The sequence below is a fragment of the Streptomyces sp. NPDC031497 genome (genome assembly GCF_055580905.1).
This window is the reverse complement of the sequence record NZ_JBVIKO010000021.1, coordinates 55,948-77,336: the sequence shown is the minus strand read 5'-3', so window position 1 is coordinate 77,336 and position 21,389 is coordinate 55,948. Positions and strand designations below refer to the sequence as shown.

1 protein-coding gene and 1 pseudogene are annotated in these 21,389 nt (G+C 75.5%); both read left to right on the top strand.

The features are described from left to right. Positions 1-9 precede the first annotated feature (9 nt). The gene (locus tag ACZ5K7_RS34780) at positions 10-15,999 is read left to right on the top strand and encodes a type I polyketide synthase (RefSeq protein ID WP_468919852.1); all 15,990 of its coding nucleotides are present in this window, start codon (positions 10-12) and stop codon (positions 15,997-15,999) included. A gap of 2 nt (positions 16,000-16,001) precedes the next feature. Then, positions 16,002-21,386 (top strand): annotated as a pseudogene (locus ACZ5K7_RS34775) (type I polyketide synthase); the annotation flags it as partial. Between the last annotated feature and the right edge of the window lie 3 nt (positions 21,387-21,389).

The following is a 21,389-nucleotide window of genomic DNA, read 5'->3' as shown; positions in this document are numbered from 1 at the left end:
GGGAACCGCGTGGCTAACGAGGACAAGCTCCGGGACTATCTCCGGCGTGCGCTGAGCGAGGCGCAGAGTGCGCAGCGCAGGCTCGCCGAGATCGAACAGGCCCGGCGCGAGCCCATCGCGATCGTCGGCATGGCCTGCCGCTACCCCGGTGGCGTCGCTACACCCGAGCAGCTGTGGGAGATGCTGGCCGCGGGCCGGGACGGGATCTCCGGGTTCCCCGCCGACCGCGGCTGGGACCTGGCCGGACTGCCCGTCGGGCTCGGCGGGTTCGTCGCCGACGCCGGTGACTTCGACCCCGGGTTCTTCGGCATCTCCCCGCGCGAGGCGCTGGCCATGGACCCGCAGCAACGGCTGCTCCTGGAGACCTCCTGGGAAGCGTTCGAACGCGCCGGGATCGACCCGCTCACCGCACGCGGCAGCCGCACCGGCGTCTTCGCCGGCGTGATGTACCACGACTACGCCACGCTGATGGACGACGTGCCCGAGGAACTGGAAGGGTTCATCGGCAACGGCAACGCCGCCAGCATCGCCACCGGCCGGGTCGCCTACACCTTCGGTTTCGAAGGCCCCGCCGTCACCGTGGACACCGCCTGCTCCTCCTCCCTGGTCACCCTGCACCTGGCGGTGCAGTCACTGCGCTCGGGGGAGACGACACTGGCCCTGGCCGGCGGCGTGACCATCATGTCCACCCCCGGCACCTACGTGGAGTTCGACCGGCTCGGCGGCCTGGCCGGTGACGGCCGCTGCAAGGCGTTCTCCGCCGACGCCGACGGCACCGGCTGGTCCGAGGGCGTCGGCATGCTGCTGCTGGAGCGGCTCTCCGACGCACAGCGCAACAACCACCCGGTCCTCGCCGTCATCCGCGGCTCCGCCGTCAACCAGGACGGCGCCTCCAACGGGCTCACCGCTCCCAACGGCCAGGCACAGCGCCGGGTCATCGTCGAGGCGCTGACCAACGCGGCACTGTCCCCCGGGGACATCGACACGGTGGAGGCACACGGCACCGGCACCTCGCTGGGCGACCCGGTGGAGGCACAGGCCCTGCACGGCGTCTACGGCGCCGATCGCGACCGGCCGTTGTGGCTGGGGTCGGTCAAGTCGAACATCGGGCACACGCAGGCCGCCGCCGGTGTCGCCGGCGTGATCAAGATGGTCGAGGCGATACGCCACGGGGTGCTGCCCCGAACCCTGCACGTCGACGAACCGACCCCGCACGTCGACTGGGCCGGCGGCCCGCTGGAACTCCTCGCCGAATCACGGCCCTGGCCGGAGACGGAGGTGCGTCGGGCTGCGGTGTCGGCGTTCGGGGTGAGCGGGACGAACGCGCACGTGATCATTGAGGAGGCGCCGGCTGTCGAGCCTGTACCGGTCGGTGAACCGGTGTTGCCGGTGCCGGTGCCGGTGCCGGTGGTGGTGTCCGGGCGGAGTGTTGAGGCGTTGCGGGCTCAGGCGGGTCGGTTGCGTGAGTACGTGCTTGCCGCACCGGGCGTCGGCGTTGCGGAGGTGGCGCGTGCGGCGGCGCTGTCCCGGGCTGCTTTGGAGCATCGCGGTGCGGTGGTGGCCGCGGACTGGGATGAACTGCTCGCTGGACTCGCAGAGTTGGCGGACGGGTCGGTCACCGGCGTTACCGGTCACGGGGGTTGCACCGGGTTCCTGTTCTCGGGGCAGGGGTCGCAGTGGTCGGGTATGGGGCGGGAGTTGGCGGCGCGGTATCCGGTGTTCGCGGAGTCGTTCGCGGATATGTGTGGGCGGTTGGAGTCGGTGTCGGGGCGGCCGGTGCGGGAGGTGGTTCTCGATGGCGGTGATCGGTTGGATGAGACGTTGTTCGCGCAGTGCGGTCTGTTCGCGGTCGAGGTCTCGCTGTTCCGGCTTCTCGAGTCCTTCGGAGTGGTCCCGGACTTCGTGGTGGGGCATTCGGTGGGCGAGGTGGCGGCCGCTCATGTGGCTGGGGTGTTGTCGCTGGATGACGCGGTCACTTTGGTGTGTGCGCGTGCCGGGCTGATGCAGGAGTTGCCGTCGGGTGGGGCGATGCTCGCGGTCAACGCCACCGAGGCGGAGGTCGCGGAGGTCCTGTCGGGTGAGGTCGGGATTGCGGCGGTCAATGGAGTGCGCTCGGTCGTCGTGTCCGGGGTCGAGTCGGCGGTGGAGGCTGTAGCGGCGCAGGCGCGGGAGCGGGGCTGGCGGAATACCCGGCTGCGGGTGAGTCACGCGTTTCATTCGCCGTTGATGGACCCGGTGTTGGACCGGTTCCGGGAGGCGATTGCCGGGGTCACCTTCGCCGCTGCGAGCATTCCGTTCGTTTCCACGGTGGATGTCGGTATGGCGCCGGTGGATGCCGGTTACTGGGTGCGCAATGTCCGGGACACGGTCCGGTTCGCCGATGCGGTGGCCCACCTGCACGAGCAGGGGGTGACGAGGTTCGTGGAGGTCGGTCCGGACGCCGCGCTGACCGCCGTAGGGCCGGACTGTCTGCCGCAGGACGCGACGGCGGCCTTCATCCCGTTGCTGCGTCGCGAGCAGCCCGAAGTCCGGTCGGTTGCAGCAGGGTTGGCCCGGTTCCATACGCATGGCGGCGTCGTCGACTGGGCGTCGTATCTGCCCGCCGCGTCCCCGGTCGACCTGCCCACCTACGCCTTCCAGCGCCGACGCTACTGGCTGGAGTCGGCCCCCGGCGGCAACCTCGCCGCTTCGGGACTGCTCCCGGCCGGCAACCCGCTGCTCGGTGCGGCCACCGCGCTGGCCGGGTCGGACGCGTATCTGCTCACCGGCCGGCTCTCGGTGGTGTCCCAGCCCTGGCTGGCCGATCACCGTGTGTCGGGGGCGATCGTGCTGCCCGGCGCGGCGTTCGTGGAGCTGGCGGTGCAGGCCGCCGACCGAGTCGGTTGCGACCGGGTCGAGGAACTCGTGCTGCGGGCGCCGCTGGTGCTGACCGACACGGGTGCGGTCCGGCTGCAACTGACCGTCCGTGAGGCCCAGGACGCAGGCCGTCGTGCCGTGGAGATCTACTCTCTGGCCGAGGACGAGTCCGAGGACGAGCCGTGGACGCTGCACGCCACCGGCACTCTCGCCGTCGGCCCGCACGAACCCGTCGCCGCCGAGGAGGTCTGGCCGCCGACGGACTCCGCCCCACTGGCCGTGGACGCCGCCTACGCAGATCTCGCCGCTCGCGGCCTCGGCTACGGACCGGCGTTCCAGGGGCTGCGCGCGGCCTGGCGGCGCGGTGACGAGATCTTCGCCGAGATCGCCCTGCCCGATGAACTCCGCGACCGTGCAGGCGGGTTCGGGCTGCACCCCGCGCTGCTGGACGCCGCCCTGCACGCGCTCGCGCTCACCGACGACACCGGCACCGCGCGGCTGCCGTTCTCCTGGGCCGGTGTCCGGCTGCACGCCGCCGGAGCGGCCGCCGGGCGGGTGCGGCTCGCCCCCACCGGCGAGGGGGCCTTCGCGCTCGACCTGTTCGACGGCACCGGTGTCCCGGTCGCCTCCGTCGAAGCGCTGACGCTGCGGGCCGCCACCGGACAGGGCCCGAGCCGGGTGCCCCGGGACTCGCTGTTCCGGCTGGACTGGGACACCGTCCCGGCCCCCGCCGAACCTGCCGCCGGCCGGTGGGCGGTGCTGGGCGCGCTGCCCGAGTCCCTGGCCGCGGACCTGAGGGCCGGCGGTGCCGACCTCGCGGGTGACGGTGCCGACCTCGTGGGTGACGGTGCCGCCGACCTCACCGTGCTGGCCGTTCCGGTGGGGCAGCCCGCCGAAGCGGTCACCGCCGCCGTGCTGCGGCAGGCGCAGGACTGGCTGGCCGACAACGCGGCGCCCGCCCGGCTGCTCGTGGTCACCACCGGCGCGGTCGCCGGCGAACCCGCCGACACCCCGGCCGACCCGGGAGGCGCGGCGGTGTGGGGGCTGTTGCGTGCCGCGCAGGCCGAACAGCCCGGGCGGATCGTGCTGGCCGACCTCGACGACACCGCCGAGTCCCGCCGCGCACTGTCCTCCGTACCGTCCATCGGGCAGCCTCAACTTGCCCTGCGTGGCGGCCTGTTGCGCACGCCCCGGCTGGTCAGGCCCGAGCTGGTGCCGCCCGTGGAACCGCACTGGCGGCTGGCCGTCACCCGCCCGGGCACCCTGGACAACCTCGCGCTGGTACCGGCCCCGGCCGCGGCGGCCCCGCTGCGGCCGGGCCAGGTGCGCATCGCGGTGCGGGCCGCCGGGCTGAACTTCCGTGACGTGCTGATCGCTCTGGGCATGTACCCCGGTGAGGTCGCCCTCGGCGGCGAGGGTGCCGGCGTGGTCACCGAGGTCGCCGACGACGTCACCGACCTCGCTCCGGGCACTCGGGTCACCGGCCTCTTCGGTGACGCGTTCGCCCCGGTCGCGGTGGCCGAGCGGGCAGCCGTGGCACCGATTCCGGACGTCTGGACGTTCGAGCAGGCCGCCGCCATGCCGATCGCCCACCTCACCGCCCGGCTCGGCCTGGTGGAACTCGCCGGACTGCGGGCCGGGGAGAAGGTACTGATCCACTCCGCGGCCGGCGGCGTCGGCACGGCCGCCGTACAGCTGGCCCGGCACCTCGGCGCCGAGGTCTACGGCACCGCGAGCGAGGGCAAGTGGCAGGTGCTGCGCGACCTCGGCCTGGACGACGCGCACATCGCCTCCTCACGGGACACCGGCTTCGCCGCGAAGTTCGGCCCGGTCGACGTCGTGCTGAACTCGCTGTCCGGCGAGTTCGTGGACGCCTCGGCGGGGCTGCTGCGCCCCGGGGGGCGGTTCCTGGAGATGGGCAAGACCGATCTGCGCGACCCGGCCGACTTCCCGGACATCGACTACCTGCCGTACGACCTGATGCGGTTGCCGCCGGGGGAGATGCAGCGGCTGCTGGTCGCGGTGCTGGAGCTGTTCGCCGCGGGCGCGCTGACCGTACCGCCGCCGTCCGTGTGGCCGGTCTCCCGGGCCGTCGACGCGTTCCGGTACCTCAGCCAGGCGCGGCACACCGGCAAACTGGTGCTCACCCTGCCCCGCCGGCTCGACCCCCGGGGCACCGCCCTGATCACCGGCGGCACCGGCACCCTCGGCGGCCTGGTCGCCCGGCATCTGGTGCGCGAGCACGGCATACGGCACCTGATTCTGACCAGCCGCCGTGGCAGCGCCCCCGAACTGGAGGCCGAGCTCACCGAACTCGGCGCCGACGTCCGCGTCGTGGCCTGCGATGCCGCCGAACGGGACGCGCTGGCCGCGTTGTTGGCCGACGTGCCCGCCGAACATCCGCTGACCGCCGTGGTGCACGCGGCCGGGGTCTCCGACGACGGGTTGTTCACCACACTCACCCCGGAGCGGCTGGCCGCGGCGCTGCGGCCCAAGGTAGCCGCCGCACTGCACCTGGACGAGCTCACCCGCGGCCTGGACCTGGCCGCGTTCGTGCTGTTCTCCTCGGCCACCGGCACCCTCGGCGGCCCCGGCCAGGCCAACTACGCCGCCGCCAACGCCTGCCTGGACGCACTGGCCGGCCGGCGGCGCGCCGCCGGGCTCCCCGCCCAGTCGCTGGCCTGGGGGCTCTGGGCCCCGCCCAGCGGCATCACCGGCGAACTCTCGGCCGCCGACCTGGCCCGGATGGCCCGCGCCGGAGTGCAGGCGCTCTCCGCCGAGGAGGGGCTGGCGCTGTTCGACACGGCGCTGGCCGTCGACGAACCGGTGCTGCTGCCGGCCAAGATCCGGTTGCACACCGCCGACCCGGCGCTGCTGCCGCCCCTGCTGCGCGGCCTGACGCGAGGCCCACGGCGTCGTACCGCCGCGGCGGCCGGGCCCGGTACGGTCACCCGGCCTGCCCAGCTCACCGCCGAGGAACTGCTGACCCTGGTGCGTGCCGAGACGGCCGCCGTCCTCGGCCACGCCGGAGCCGACGCCGTCGACCCGCGGGCGGAGTTCCGCGCGCTCGGCGTGGACTCGCTGTCCGCGGTGGAACTGCGCAACCGGCTCACCGCGGTCACCGGCACCGCCTTGCCCGCCACCCTCGTGTTCGACTACCCGACCCCCGCCGCGGTCGCCGGACACCTGCGCCAGGACACGCCCGAGGACACGGCCACGCCGACCCCGGCCGGTGCCGGCGTCGGCACCGACGAGCCCATCGCGATCGTCGGCATGGCCTGCCGGTTCCCGTCGGAGATCCGATCCCCGGAACAGCTGTGGCGGTTCCTGCTCGACGGCGGCGACGGCATCACCGAGTTCCCGGCCGACCGAGGCTGGGACCTGGACTCGCTGTTCGACGCCGACCCCGACCGGCCGGGCACCTCCTACACCCGGCACGGCGGATTCCTGCGCGCCGCCGCCGACTTCGACGCCGACTTCTTCGGCATCAACCCGCGCGAGGCGCTCGCCACCGACCCGCAGCAGCGGCTGCTCCTGGAGACCTCCTGGGAGAGCTTCGAACACGCCGGGATCGACCCGGCCGCCGTGCGCGGCAGCCGGACCGGGGTGTTCGTCGGCGTGATGCGCCAGGACTACGGCCCGATGCTGCACCACGCCGCCGAGGGCGTGGAGGGCTACCGGCTCACCGGCAGCGCCGCCAGCGTCGCCTCCGGCCGGCTCGCCTACGCGTTCGGCCTGGAAGGCCCCACCCTGACCGTGGACACCGCCTGCTCGTCCTCGCTGGTGGCACTGCACCTGGCCGCCCAGGCGCTGCGCCGCGGCGAGTGCGACATGGCGCTGGCCGGCGGCGCCACCGTGATGGCCACCCCCGGGCTGTTCGTGGAGTTCTCCCGGCAGCGCGGCCTGGCCGCCGACGGGCGCTGCAAGTCCTTCTCGGCCGACGCCGACGGCACCTCGTGGTCGGAGGGCGCCGGGATGCTGCTCGTGGAGCGGCTCTCCGACGCCCGCGCGGCCGGGCACCCGGTGCTGGCCGTGGTACGCGGCTCCGCGGTCAACTCCGACGGCGCCTCCAACGGCCTCACCGCCCCCAACGGCCCGTCCCAGCAGCGGGTGATCCGCACCGCGCTGGCCGCGGCCGGACTGTCCACCGGGGACGTCGACGCGGTGGAGGCGCACGGCACCGGCACCACCCTGGGCGACCCCATCGAGGCCCAGGCCCTGCTGGCCACCTACGGCCAGGGCCGGGACGGCGAGCCGCTGTGGCTCGGGTCGGTCAAGTCCAACATCGGGCACACCCAGGCCGCCTCCGGTGTCGCCGGGATCATCAAGATGGTCCTCGCCCTGCGGGACGGGCTGCTGCCCCGCACCCTGCACGTCGGCGCACCCAGCCCGCACGTGGACTGGGCCTCCGGCGCGGTGTCCCTGCTCACCAAGGCACGGCCCTGGCCGGAGACCGGCCGGCCCCGCCGCGCCGCGGTGTCCTCGTTCGGCGTCAGCGGCACCAACGCGCACATCGTCATCGAACAGGCCCCCGTCGAGGCACCGCCGCGGCCGCGGGCCCGGACACCCCTGCCGCTGCCGGTCGTGGTCTCCGCCCGCACCGAGACGGCCCTGCGGGCCCAGGCCGCCCGGCTACTCACCCACCTCGGGGACCACCCGGACGTCGAACCGGCCGCGCTGGCACACTCGCTGCTGACCACCCGCGCCGCGCACCCGCACCGGGCGGCGGTGCTGACCGGTCCGCATGCCAGGGGGCTCCACACCGGACTGGCCGCCCTCGCCGACGGCACCCCCGACGCCGACGTGGTCACCGGCTTCGCCGCCGACGCCGGGAAACTGGCCTTCCTCTTCCCCGGCCAGGGCTCCCAGCGCCTCGGGGCCGGCCGTGAACTGGCCGCCGGGTTCCCCGTCTACGCCGAGGCGTTCGACGCGGTGTGCGCCGAACTCGACCGGCACCTGCCCCGGCCGCTGCGCGAGGTGCTGTTCGCCGCCGAGGGCACCCCCGAGGCCGCCCTGCTCGACCGTACCGACTTCACGCAGGCCGCCCTGTTCGCCGTGGAGGTCGCCCTGGTCCGGCTCGTCGAGAGCTGGGGGCTGCGCCCCGACCTGGTGGCCGGCCACTCCGTCGGCGAGATCGTCGCCGCCCACATCGCCGGGGCGCTCACCCTCCCCGACGCCGCCACGCTGGTCACCGCCCGCGGCAGGCTGATGGCGGCGGCCACGGCGGGCGGCGCGATGGTCGCCGTCCAGGCCACCGAGGCCGAACTCGCCCCGCTGCTGGCCGAGTACGCCGGGCTGGTGCGGCTGGCCGCCGTCAACGGCCCGCGTGCGGTGGTGGTGTCCGGCGACGCCGACGCGGTCGCCGAGATCGGCGCGCACTGGCGCGAACGAGGGCGCCGTACCCGGCAGCTGCGGGTCACCATGGCCCCGCACTCCCCGCACGTGGACGGCATCCTGGCCGAGTACCGGGAGATCGTCACGGGTATCCCGTTCAGCGCGCCACACCTGCCGGTCGTGTCCACGGTGACCGGGGCGCCGCTGTCCGAGCGGGAGATCACCGACCCGGAGCACTGGGTGGCCAACGTCCGGGACAGCGTGCGGTTCCTGCCCGCGGTGCGCGCCCTGGCCGAGGCCGGGGCCACCGCCTTCGTCGAGATCGGCCCGGCCGCCGCACTGACCGCCATGGCCCGCGACTGCCTGACCGCGACCCAACCCGACGGCGGGTCCGTCGACGAGCCCGCCGCCGGGTCCGGCAACGAGCGCGACGAGAGGGCCGCCGACGCGCGTGCCGCGGGGTCCGCCGACGAGCCCGCCGCCGGAACGGTCGTGCTGCCCACCCTGCGCGACGGCCGGGACGAGATACCGGCCCTGCTGGACGCGGTGACCCGGCTGCATGTGCACGGCATCTCCGCCGACTGGGCCGCGGTCACCGAAGACCGTGCGCCGGCGCCGGTTCCGCTGCCCACCTACCCGTTCCAGCACCGCCGGTTCTGGATGACCGGCGAAACGGCCGCCGACGCCGGCGCGGCCGGTCTCGGCACCGTCGAGCACCCGCTGCTCGGCGCGGCCGTCACGCTCGCGGACGGCGCCGGGGTGCTGTTCACCGGGCGGCTCTCCACCACCGCCCACCCCTGGCTGGCCGACCACGTGGTGGCCGGCCGGATCGTGCTGCCCGGCACCGCGTACGTCGACCTCGTCGCCCGCGCCGGGGACGAGGTCGGCTGCGGGCGGATCGCCGAACTCACCCTGGACGCACCCCTGGTCCTGCCCGAGCGCGGCAGCGCCGTACTCCAGCTGGTGCTCGGCACCCCCGACGACCAGGGCCGCCGGACGGTGACCCTGTACTCCCGGGCCGAAGCGGGCACCACCGACGAGCCGTGGACCCGACACGCCACCGGCACCGTCGAACCGGCGGACGACAGCGCGCCGCCGTTGGACGAGTGGCCCCCGGCCGAGTCCGAGTGGGACGAGCCCGGCGGGCTGTACGAGCTGCTGGCCGACCGTGGCCTCGCCTACGGACCCGTGTTCCAGGGTTTGCGCCGGATCCGGCGGCACGGCGACGAGCTGTTCGCCGAGGTCGCCCTGCCCGAGCCGGCCGGGCCTGCGGGCTTCGGGGTGCACCCGGCGCTGCTGGACGCCGCGTTGCACGCGCTGGCCACCGACCCGGAAGCGACCACGGCCGCCCTGCCGTTCGCCTGGACCGGCGTGACCGTCCGGCAGCCCGGCGCCGACTCGCTGCGGGTCCGGCTGACCCCGGCCGACGGCGGCTTCGCCATCGCCGCGTACGACGACTACGGCGCCCCGGTCCTCACCGTGGACAGCCTCGCGCTGCGCCCGGTACCCGCCGGACTGAGCGCCCCGGACTCCGGGACCGAGGCACTGCACGGGGTCGACTGGACGCCGGTGCGCACCACCGCGGCGGACCCCGCGCCCGGCACCGAGTCCCCCGATGCCATCGAGCTCGGCGCCGACCTCGACCTCACCGCGGTGACCGACCCCGGAGAGTGGCTGCTCGCCACGGTGCCCGCCACCACGAACGACCCGGCCGGCATCGCCACCGCCACCCACCGCGTCCTGGCCCTGCTGCGCACGTTCCTGATCGACGAACGCTTCGCCGGCACCACGCTCGCCCTGCGCACCACCGGAGCCGTCGACGGCACCGACCTGGGCGCCGCAGCCGTCTGGGGCCTGGCCCGCTCCGCCCAGTCGGAGAACCCGGGCCGGATCGTGCTCCTCGACAGCGACGGCAGCCTGCCCCACCCCGTCGCCCTGGCCACCGGCGAGCCCCAACTGGCCGTCCGGGACGGCGTGGCGCGCGTACCCCGGCTGGTCCGCGCCGACGCCGGCGAGCCCGCCGTATGGCACCCGGAGGGCACGGTGCTGATCACCGGCGGCACCGGCGCCCTCGGTTCGGTGCTCGCCCGGCACCTCGCGGCCGAGCACGGCGTACGGCACCTGCTGCTCACCGGCCGCCGTGGACCCGACGCCCCGGGCGCCCCCGAGTTGGTCGCGGATCTCGCCGAACTCGGCGCCACCGCCAGGGTGGTGGCCTGCGACGTCGCCGACCGGGACGCCCTGGCCGCGCTGCTGGCCGACATCCCCGACGCGCACCCGCTGACCGCCGTGGTGCACGCCGCCGGGGTGCTGGACGACGGGATGCTCGCCGCACAGACCCCGGAGCGCGTCGACCGGGTGCTGCGGCCCAAGGCGGCCGCCGCCCTGCACCTGGACGAGCTGACCCGCGGCCTGGACCTGGCCGCGTTCGTGCTGTTCTCCTCGGCCGCCGGAATCCTGGGCAGCCCCGGACAGAGCAACTACGCCGCCGCCAACGCCGTCCTGGACGGCCTCGCCGCCCGCCGCCGCGCGGCCGGCCTGCCCGCCGTGTCACTGGCCTGGGGCCTGTGGGCCGGAGGCATGGGCGACACGGCGGACGGCACCGCCCGGCAGCGCATCGAACGCCTCGGGGTGGTGCCGCTCGAACCGGCCGAGGGCATGCGGCTGTTCGACGCCGCCGTACCCGGCGAGAGCGCCCTGGCCGTCCCGGTCCGGCTGAACCTGGCCGCGCTCCGCGAGCAGGCCCGCACCGTCCCGCCGGCCCCGGTGCTGCGCGGCCTGGTCCGCGTCCCGGCCCGCCGCGCCGACGGCACCGGCGCGCTCCAGGCGGCGTTCGCCGGGCTCGACGAGGCCGCCCGCGGCCGGCTGGTGCACGACACCGTACGCACCGCGGTCGCCGCCACCCTCGGCCACGGCAACACGGCCGAACTGGGCGACCGGCGCGCCTTCACCGACCTCGGCTTCGACTCGCTGACCTCGGTGGAACTGCGCAACCGGCTGGCCGCCGGCACCGGCCTCACGCTGCCCGCCACCCTGGCCTTCGACCACCCGAGCATCGCGGCCACCGCCGCCTACCTGCTGCGCAGACTCACCGCGGCCGCCGCCCCGGCGCCCACCGCGCCCCGCCGCTCCGGGCCGGCCGACGAACCGATCGCCATCATCGGCATGGCCTGCCGCTACCCCGGCGGAGTGCGCTCCCCGGAGGACCTGTGGCGCCTGGTGACCGGGGAAGGCGACGGCATCTCGCCGTTCCCCACCGACCGCGGCTGGCACACCGAACAGCTCTACGACCCCGACCCCGACCGCGCCGGGCGCACCTATCTCACCAAGGGCGGATTCCTGCACGACGCGGCCGAGTTCGACGCAGGACTGTTCGGCATCTCACCGCGCGAGGCCCTCGCCATGGACCCCCAGCAGCGGCTGCTCCTGGAGACCTCCTGGGAGGCGCTCGAACGCACCGGCATCGACCCGATGTCCCTGCGGGACACCGACACCGGCGTGTTCGTCGGCGTCATGTACCACGACTACGCCACCCGGCTCCCCAGCACCCCGCAGGACGTCGAGGGCTACCTCGGCGCCGGCACCGCGGGCAGCGTCGCCTCCGGCCGGGTCGCCTACACCTTCGGCCTCCAGGGCCCGGCGGTCACCGTCGACACCGCCTGCTCCTCCTCCCTGGTCACCCTGCACCTGGCGGCACAGGCGCTGCGCGCGGGGGAGTGTTCGCTGGCGCTGGCCGGCGGCGCGACCGTCATGTCCACCCCCGGCACCTTCATCGAGTTCTCCCGGCAGCGCGGACTGGCCGCCGACGGCCGGGTGAAGGCCTTCTCCGCCGACGCGGACGGCACCGTCTGGTCCGAGGGCGTCGGCCTGCTGGTGGTGGAGCGGCTCTCCGACGCGCGCCGCAACGGCCACCGCGTCCTCGGCGTGCTGCGCGGCTCGGCCGTCAACCAGGACGGCGCCTCCAACGGGCTCACCGCCCCCAACGGGCCCTCCCAGGAACGGGTCATCCGCACCGCCCTCGCCGCCGCCCGGCTGACTCCCGCGGACGTCGACCTGGTGGAGGCGCACGGCACCGGCACCGCCCTGGGCGACCCGATCGAGGCCCAGGCACTGCTGGAGACCTACGGCTCCGAACGCGAACAGCCCCTGTGGCTCGGGTCGGTGAAGTCGAACATCGGGCACACCCAGGCCGCCGCCGGGGTCGCCGGTGTGATCAAGGTCGTACAGGCCATGCACCACGGGATGCTGCCGCGCACCCTGCACGTCGGCGAACCGACCACGCACGTGGACTGGTCGGCCGGTGCGGTACGGCTGCTCACCGAGGCACGGCCGTGGCCGGAACGTGAGGGGCCGCGGCGGGCGGCGGTGTCCTCGTTCGGGATCAGCGGCACCAACGCCCACGTGATCATCGAACAGGGCCCGGAGGTTCCGGCCCCGCAGCCGGCGCCCCGGCGGGTGGTGCCGGTGCCGCTGTCCGGCGACACCGAGACCGCACTACGGGCCCAGGCGGGCCGGTTGCGCACCTGGCTGGCCGCCGAACCGGACGCCGGAGTCGCCGAGTTGGCCGCCGCCCTGACCACCGGGCGCTCCGCGCTGACCCACCGGGCCGTGGTGGTCGCGGCCGACCGCGAGGAACTCCTCACCGGGCTGACCGCACTGGCCGCCGGGGCCGCCGCACCGCATATCGCCACCGGAACGGCCGGGAGCACCGGCCGCACGGTGTTCGTGTTCCCGGGTCAGGGTGCGCAGTGGGCGGGGATGGCGGTGGAACTGCTGGATACCTCGCCGGTGTTCGCGGAGCGGATGGCTGAATGTGCCTCGGCGCTGGGTGAGTTCGTGGACTGGTCGCTGCTCGGTGTGCTGCGGGGGGAGGTCGGACAGCCGTCCCTGGAGCGCGTGGACGTCGTACAGCCGGTGTCGTTCGCGGTGATGGTGTCGCTTGCCGCGTTGTGGCGGTCGTTCGGGGTGGAGCCGGACGCGGTGGTGGGGCATTCGCAGGGGGAGATCGCTGCCGCGTGTGTGGCGGGGGCGCTGTCCCTGCGCGACGCCGCGCTGGTGGTCTGCGTGCGGAGCGGGCTGATCGCGGGGGAACTGGCCGGACACGGCGGGATGGCCTCCGTGACCCTGCCCGCCGACGAGGTGACCGCCCTGCTGCCCCCGGGTGTGACGGTCGCCGCGGTCAACGGCTCCGCCTCGACGGTGGTCTCCGGCGACCCGGCGGCCCTGGACCGGCTGCTGGCCGACTGCGAGAAGCGGGACACCCGCGCCCGTCGTATCGCGGTGGACTACGCCTCCCACTCCCCGCAGGTCGAGCGGATCGAGACGCGACTGGTCGAGGCGCTCTCGGAGGTGCGGCCGCGGGCGGCGGACGTGCCGATGTTCTCCACGGTCACCGCCGACTGGGCCGATACCGCCACGTTGGACGCGGAGTACTGGTACCGCAACCTCCGGCAGACCGTTCATTTCGAAGCAGCCGTACGCGCCTTGGCCGAGCAGGGCCACCGCGGCTTCGTCGAGGTCAGCCCACACCCCGTGCTGACGCCCGGCATCGACCAGACGCTGGACGAGGTGACCGTCGTGGGCTCGCTGCGCCGTGACGAGGGCGGCCTCGAACGGTTCCTGCTCTCCGTCGCCGAGGCGCAGGTCGCCGGGCTCCCGGTACGGCTGGCCGCGGCCTTCGACGGCACCCGGCCCGCCGCACCGGACCTGCCCACCTACGCCTTCCAACGGCAGCGCTACTGGCTGACCGCCCCGGAGCACACCGGCACCGACGCGGCGGACGGCACGTTCTGGGCGGCCGTCGACCCGGCCGACCCCGAGGCGCTGGCCGACCTGCTCGGCGTGCCGGCCGAACCGCTCGCCGAGGTCCTGCCCGCACTCGCCGCCTGGCGCGCCGCCCAGGAGACGACCGCCACCACCGACAGCCGGCGCTACACCGTGGGCTGGCGGCCCACCGAGACACCCGACGCGGTGCTGAGCGGCACCTGGCTGGTGGTGGGCTCGGACGACCTACCGACCCTGGCCGAGGAGTGCGCCGCCGCGCTCACCCGCGCCGGGGCCGAGGTTCGCGTGGTCGACCCGGACAGCGTCGCGGCCGAGGCCGGCACGGCGTCCGGGGTGGTCTCGCTGCTCGGCCTTGCCGCGGGTCCGCACCCGGAGCACCCCGCCGTGCCCGCCGGGCTGGCCGCCACCCTCGACCTGGTCCGCGCCCTGGCCGACACCGGCACCGCGCTGTGGCTGGTCACCTCCGGCGCGGTCGCCGCCACCCCGGCCGACCGGCTGCCCCACCCCGAGCAGGCCATGCTCTGGGGCCTGGGCCGCACCCTGGCGCTGGAGCAGCCGAAGCTGTTCGGCGGCATCGTCGACCTGCCCGAAGACCCGGGCCGGGGAGTCGACCGGCTGGCCGCGCTGCTGGCCGGCACCGAGGACCAGGCCGCCGTACGCGACACCGGGGTGCTGGTGCCGCGCCTCGCGCACGCCCCGCTGGGCGGACGCACCCCGGCCCGGCCGTGGCAGCCCACCGGCACCGTGCTCGTCACCGACGGCCTCGGCCCGATGGGGCTCCCGGTGGCCCGCTGGCTGGCCGGCAACGGCGCACAGGCACTGGTCCTCACCACCGACGACCCGACCGCCACCGCACCGGACGACCTCGGAATCCCGGTCACCGTCAGCACCTGCGACCCGGCCGACGGGACCGCGCTCGCCGAACTGCTCGCCGCCGTCCCCGCGGACACACCGCTGACCGCCGTGGTCCACACCGCGGGCACCCTGCGCTCCGGCCCGCTGGCCGGCACGGACCTCGCCGAGGTCGCCGCGACCCTCGACGCCAAGGTGCGCGGCGCGGTCAACCTGCACCGGCTCACCGGAGAGCTGGACGCGTTCGTGCTGTTCTCCTCCGTCGCGGCCACCTGGGGCGGCAGCGAACAGGGCGCCTTCGCCGCGGCCAACGCCTACCTCGACGCGCTGGCCCAGCACCGGCAGGCCCGCGGGCTGCCCGCCACCGCCGTCGCCTGGGGCCCCTGGGAGGGCGCCGGGTTCGGTGCGGCGGACGCCGGCACCGAGGCCCGGCGCCGAGAGGAACTGCGCCGCCGGGGCGTGCTGGCGCTGCCCCCGCAGGAGGCGCTCGCCGCGCTGGCCGACGCGGTGCGGCACGCCGACACCACCGTGACCGTCGCCGACGTGGACTGGGCCGGTTTCGCACCCGCGTTCACCGCCGCCCGGCCCAGCCCGCTGCTGGGCGACCTGCCCGAGGTACGGGACGCGCTCACCGCCGTGACCGGTGAACCGGACGCGGCCGAGTCCCGGCTCGCCGACCGGCTGGCCGTGCTGCCCGAGGCCGACCAGCAGCGCGAACTCGTCGAGCTGGTACGACGGGAGGTCGCCGTCGTCCTCGGGCACGGCGATCCGGACGCGCTGCCCACCGGGCGGCCGTTCACCGACCTCGGCTTCGACTCGCTGGCCGCGGTCAACCTGCGCAACCGGCTCGGAGCGGCCACCGGCGTACGACTTTCGGCAAGCGCCGTGTTCGACCATCCGACCCCCGCCGGACTCGCCGAGCACCTGCGCAGGCAACTGGTGGTGCCGGCCGCGACCGCCGTCGGCTCGCTGGACGAGGAACTCGACCGGCTGGCCGGAGTGCTGGCCGACGTGTCCGGCGAGGACGACCGGCGGCGGGCGCTGACCCGGCTGCAAGGACTGGTCGGCCGGCTGACCCCGCGCGCCGACGGCGACCGCGAGTCGGTCACCGAACAGCTCGGGGCCGCCAGCGACGAAGAGATCTTCCGGTTCATCGACTCGGAGTTGAGCTGATCATGAGTGATGTCGACCGTCTCCGCGACTACCTGCGCAAGGTCACCGTCGACCTGCACGAGACCCGGCAGCGGTTGCGCGACTACGAGCAGCGCGACACCGAGCCGGTCGCCGTCGTCGGCATGGCCTGCCGCTTCCCCGGCGGCATCGCCTCGCCCGAGGACCTGTGGGAGGTGGTGGCCGCCGGGCGGGACGTGATGTCGGCCTTCCCCACCGATCGCGGCTGGCCCCTGGACCGCCTCTTCGACCCCGACCCGGACCGGCCCGGCACCACCTACGTCAAGGAGGGCGGGTTCCTGTACGACGTGGCGGACTTCGACGCCACGTTCTTCGGGATCTCGCCGCGCGAGGCCCTCGCCATGGACCCGCAGCAGCGGCTGCTCCTGGAGACGTCCTGGGAGGCGCTGGAACGGGCCGGCATCGACCCGCTGTCCCTGCGCGGCAGCCGGACCGGCGTGTTCGTCGGCAGCGGCGCCCAGGACTACGGGATGCTCGCCGCGCAGGCCGCCGAGGACCTGGAGGGGTACCTGCTGACCGGCAACGCGGTCAGCGTGCTCTCCGGACGGCTGTCGTACACCCTCGGCCTGGAGGGCCCCGCGCTGTCCGTGGACACCGCCTGCTCGGCCTCCCTGGTCGCCCTGCACCTGGCCCGCCAGTCACTGGCCCGCGGCGAGTGCTCGCTGGCGCTGGCCGGCGGCGCGTCGGTGCTGTCCACCCCGGCCGGGTTCGTGGAACTGTCCCGGCAGCGCGGCCTGGCCCCCGACGGCCGTGCCAAGGCGTTCGCCGAGGCCGCCGACGGCACCGCCTGGGCCGAGGGCGCCGGGATCCTGGTGGTGGAGCGGCTCTCCGACGCGCGCCGCAACGGCCACCGCGTGCTCGCCGTGGTGCGCGGCTCGGCGGTCAACCAGGACGGCGCCTCCAACGGGCTCACCGCGCCCAACGGGCCCTCCCAGGAACGGGTCATCCGCGCCGCCCTCGCCGACGCGGGCCTGGCCGCCGCCGACATCGACGCCGTCGAGGCACACGGCACCGGGACCGCGCTGGGCGACCCCATCGAGGCCAACGCGCTGCTCGCCACCTACGGCCGCAACCGGCCCGCCGACCGGCCGCTGTGGCTGGGCTCGCTCAAGTCCAACCTGGGCCATGCCGGCGCGGCCGCCGGGGTCGGCGGCATCATCAAGACGGTGATGGCGCTGCGCGGCGACCGGCTGCCGCGCACCCTGCACGTGGACGCGCCCACCTCCGAGGCGGACTTCGCCTCCGGCGCGGTGGCGCTGCTCACCGAGGAGCAGCCCTGGCCGGAGACCGGCCGCCCGCGCCGCGCCGGCGTCTCCGCGTTCGGCATCAGCGGCACCAACGCCCACGTACTGCTGGAACAGGCCGACGAGTTCGAGGCGCCGGAGCCGGACCGCGAGTACCCCACCGACGACCGCGGCACAGCGACTGCCACACCACTTCCGCGCCCGGCCGCCACCCCGGTTGCGCTCCCCGTCTCCGCCCGCACCCGCGAGGCCCTGCACGCCCAGGCCGAACGCCTGCTGCCCCTGGTACGCGGCGGTACCCCGCTGCCCGACCTCGCGGCGGCCCTGGCGCACTCCCGCGCCGCCCTCGAACACCGTGCCGTGGTCGTCGCCGCCGCCCCGGACACCGCCGCCGAGGGCCTGGCCGCCCTGGCCGCGGGCCGGTCGCACGACACCCTGGTCAGCGCCACCGCCGCGCCGGACGACCGGGTGGTGTTCGTGTTCCCCGGCCAGGGTTCCCAGTGGGCCGGCATGGCCGCCGAACTCCTCGACTCCGCGCCGGTGTTCGCCGCGCACTTCGCCGAGTGCGACACCGCGGCCCGTGCCTTCGTGGACTGGTCCCTCACCGACGTGCTGCGCGGCGCGCCCGGCGCGCCCGACATGGAGCGCATCGAGATCCTGCAACCGGTGCTGTTCGCGGTGATGGTGTCACTGGCCGAACTGTGGTGGTCCTACGGCCTCACCCCGGCCGCGGTGGTCGGCAGCAGCCAGGGCGAGATCGCCGCCGCCTGCGCGGCCGGGGCGCTGTCCCTGCACGACGCGCTGAAGATCGTGGTGCTGCGTAGCCAGTTGTTCGCCGACGAACTGCGCGGCAACGGCGCGGTGGTGTCGGTGGCCGCGCCCGAGGAGCAGGTCCGCGCCCGGCTGGCCGCCCAGGGCGACGCGCTGCACATCGGCGGGGTCAACGGCCCGAACGCGGTCACCGTGGTCGGCGAGCCGGCCGGCCTCGATCGGTTCGTCGCCGAGGCCACCGCCGACGGGTTGCGCGCCCGGCTGGTCGCCTCCACCGTCGCCTCGCACTGCGACCAGGTGGACCCGCTGCACGACCGCATCGTGGACATGTTCGCGGACGTACGGCCCACCGCCACCGACGTGCCGTTCTGCTCCACCGTCACCGGCGCCTTCACCGACACCGGCACCCTGGGTGCGGAGTACTGGTTCGACAACGCCCGCCGGCCGGTGGCCTTCGACCCGGCCGTACGCACCCTGCTGGCCGCCGGGTTCCGGTACTTCGTCGAGGTCAGCCCGCACCCGGTGCTGGTCACCGCCGTCCAGGAGATCGCCGAGGACGCCGGTGCCGATGCCGCCGCGGTCGGTTCGCTGCGCCGCGGCCAGGGCGGCCTGGACCGCTTCCTGCGCTCGGCGGCCGACGCATACACCCGCGGCGCCCCGGTCGACCTCGGCGCCGCCCTGGCCGGCCGGGACACCGCCTGGGTGGACCTGCCCACCTACCCCTTCCAGCGGCAGCGCTACTGGCCGGAGCCCGACCCCACCGCCGCCACGGCGACCTCCGATCCGATGGAGTCCGGCTTCTGGGAAGCGGTCGAGAAAGCCGACCTGGCCGGCCTCAGCGACGCCCTGGAACTGGACACGGCACCGCTGGCCGCCGTACTGCCCGCGCTGTCGGCGTGGCGGCGGCAGCGGCGGGAGCAGTCGGTCGTGGACTCCTGGCGTCACACCCTGGACTGGCGGCCGGTGCCCGACCCGGCGAGCGCCCGGCTGTCCGGGGACTGGCTGGTCGCCGTACCCCCGGGGCACACCGGTCCGGAAGCCGACGTCCTGGCCCGGCACGGCGCCCGGGTGATCCGGGTCGAGGTCGCCGCCGGCCCGCCGGACCCGGAAGCCCTGCGCACCGCGCTGGCCGGCGCGCAGCCCGCCGGGGTGCTCGCCCTGTTGGCCTGGCCGGCCGCCGTGACCCTGGTCCGCGCCCTCGTCGAAGCGGGCGTGGCGGCGCCGCTGTGGTTCACCACCACGGAAGCGGTGGCCCTGGACGCCGAGCCGGACGGCGATCCGGACCGGGCCGGGCTGTGGGGCCTGGCCCCCACCGTGTCCCTGGAACACCCGGCCCTCACCGGCGGCATCGTCGACCTGCCCGCCGGGGCCGACGAACGGGCGCTGACCCGCTGGTGCGCTGCCCTGTCCGGGCGGACCGGCGAGGAACAACTGGCCGTCCGCCCCGCCGGGTTGTTCGCCCGCCGCCTGGTCCGCAGCCCGCTGACCGCCCCGGCGGGCACCGTCTGGCGGCCCACCGGTACCACCCTGGTCACCGGCGCGGACACCGCCGTCGGCGTGGCCACGGCCCGCTGGCTGGCCGCCGCGGGCGCCCCCGCACTGCTACTGACCGCCGACCCCGACACCACCGTGGCCGCGGACCTCGTCACCGAACTGCGCGACCTCGGCACCGAAGTACACACCGCCACCTGTGATCTGACGGACCGTGAGGCGGTCGCCGACCTGCTCGCCGGGCAGCCGGTCACCGCCGTGCTGCACACCGCCGTACCGCTGACCGAGGCGCCCCTGACCGCCCTCGACGGCACCACCGCACCCAACGCCGGGGTCACCGCCGCCCGGCACCTGCACGACCTCACCCGCGACACCCCGCTCACCGCGTTCGTGCTGTTCTCCTCCGTGTCCGGCACCTTCGGCGGCGTCGGCCAGGCCGGCTACGCCGCGGCCGCCGCCGCCCTGGACGCGCTGGCCGAACACCGCGCCGCCGCCGGACTGCCCGCCCTGTCGGTGGCCTGGGCACCGTGGGACGACCCTGCCGACACCACCGGGGTGGCGGCCACCCGCCGGGAACGGCTGGCCGGCCGGGGCATCGCGGTCCTCGACGAGCAGCGGGCCCTGGCCGCGCTCGGCGCCGCGCTCACCGCCGGGGACACCCGGCTGCTGCTCGCCGACGTGGACTGGCCGCGGTTCCGCGCCGCGTACACCGTCACCGGACCGCGCCCGCTCATCGCCGAGTTCACCCCCGACCGTGGCCGCCGCGAGCCCACCGGCCCGGACACCCCGGACGCCGGCCGGCTGGCCGCCCTGCCCGCCGCCGAGCGGTACGGCGCGCTGCTGGCCGCGATCGCCGGACAGGCCGCCGCCGTCCTGGGCTTCGCCGACGGCTCCGCGATCGACCCGGGCCGCCGCTTCCTGGAACACGGCTTCGACTCGCTGACCACCCTGGAGCTGCGCAACCGGCTCTCGGCGGCCACCGGGTTACGGCTGACCGCCGCCACCCTGTTCGAGCACGACACCCCCGAGGCGCTCGCCCGGCACCTGCGGGACGAACTCGGCCCGGACCCGGCCGCCACCCCCGAGACCGGGGTGTTCACGGGCCTGTGGCGCGAGGCGGCCGAAGCCGGGAAGACCGGCGAGTTCGTCGAATTCCTCGGCGCCGCAGCCAAGTTGCGCACCACCTTCGGCTCCGCCGACGAGGCCGGCCCGCTGCCCGGCCCGGTGGAGCTGACCGCCCGCGACGAGGGCCCGCTCCTGGTCTGCCTGCCCACCGTGCTGGCCACCTCCGGCCCGCACCAGTACGCCCGGTTCGCCGCCGGACTGCGCGGCCGGCGCGCGGTCTCGGCACTCGCCCTGCCCGGCTACCTCGACGGCGAACCGCTGCCCGCCGACCGGCCCGCCGCCATCGCGGCCACCACCCGGCAGGTGGAGGCGGCGGCGGGGGAGCGGCCGGTGGTGCTGGTCGGCTACTCCTCCGGCGGCCTGCTGGCCGACGGCGTCGCCGCCGAACTGGCCGCACGGGGCCGGCCGGCCGCCGGGCTGGTCCTCGTCGACACCTTCGTCTTCGGCCCCGAACTCCCCACCGAAGGCGCCGCCCTGTTCGAGCAGATGCGCGCCCGGCTGGCCGAGAGCGGCGCGGTCACCGACGCCCGGCTCACGGCCATGGGCGGCTATCTGCGGCTGCTCACCGACTGGGAGCCCGCCGACTCCGGCACGCCGGTCCTGGTGGCCCGTGCCACCGAGCCGCTCACCGGGTTCGACCGCCCGCCCGCGTCCTGGGCGTACCCGCACGACGTGGTGGAGCTGGCCGGCGACCACTTCACCGTCCTCGAAGAGCATGCCGACCGTACTGCCCAGGCGGTG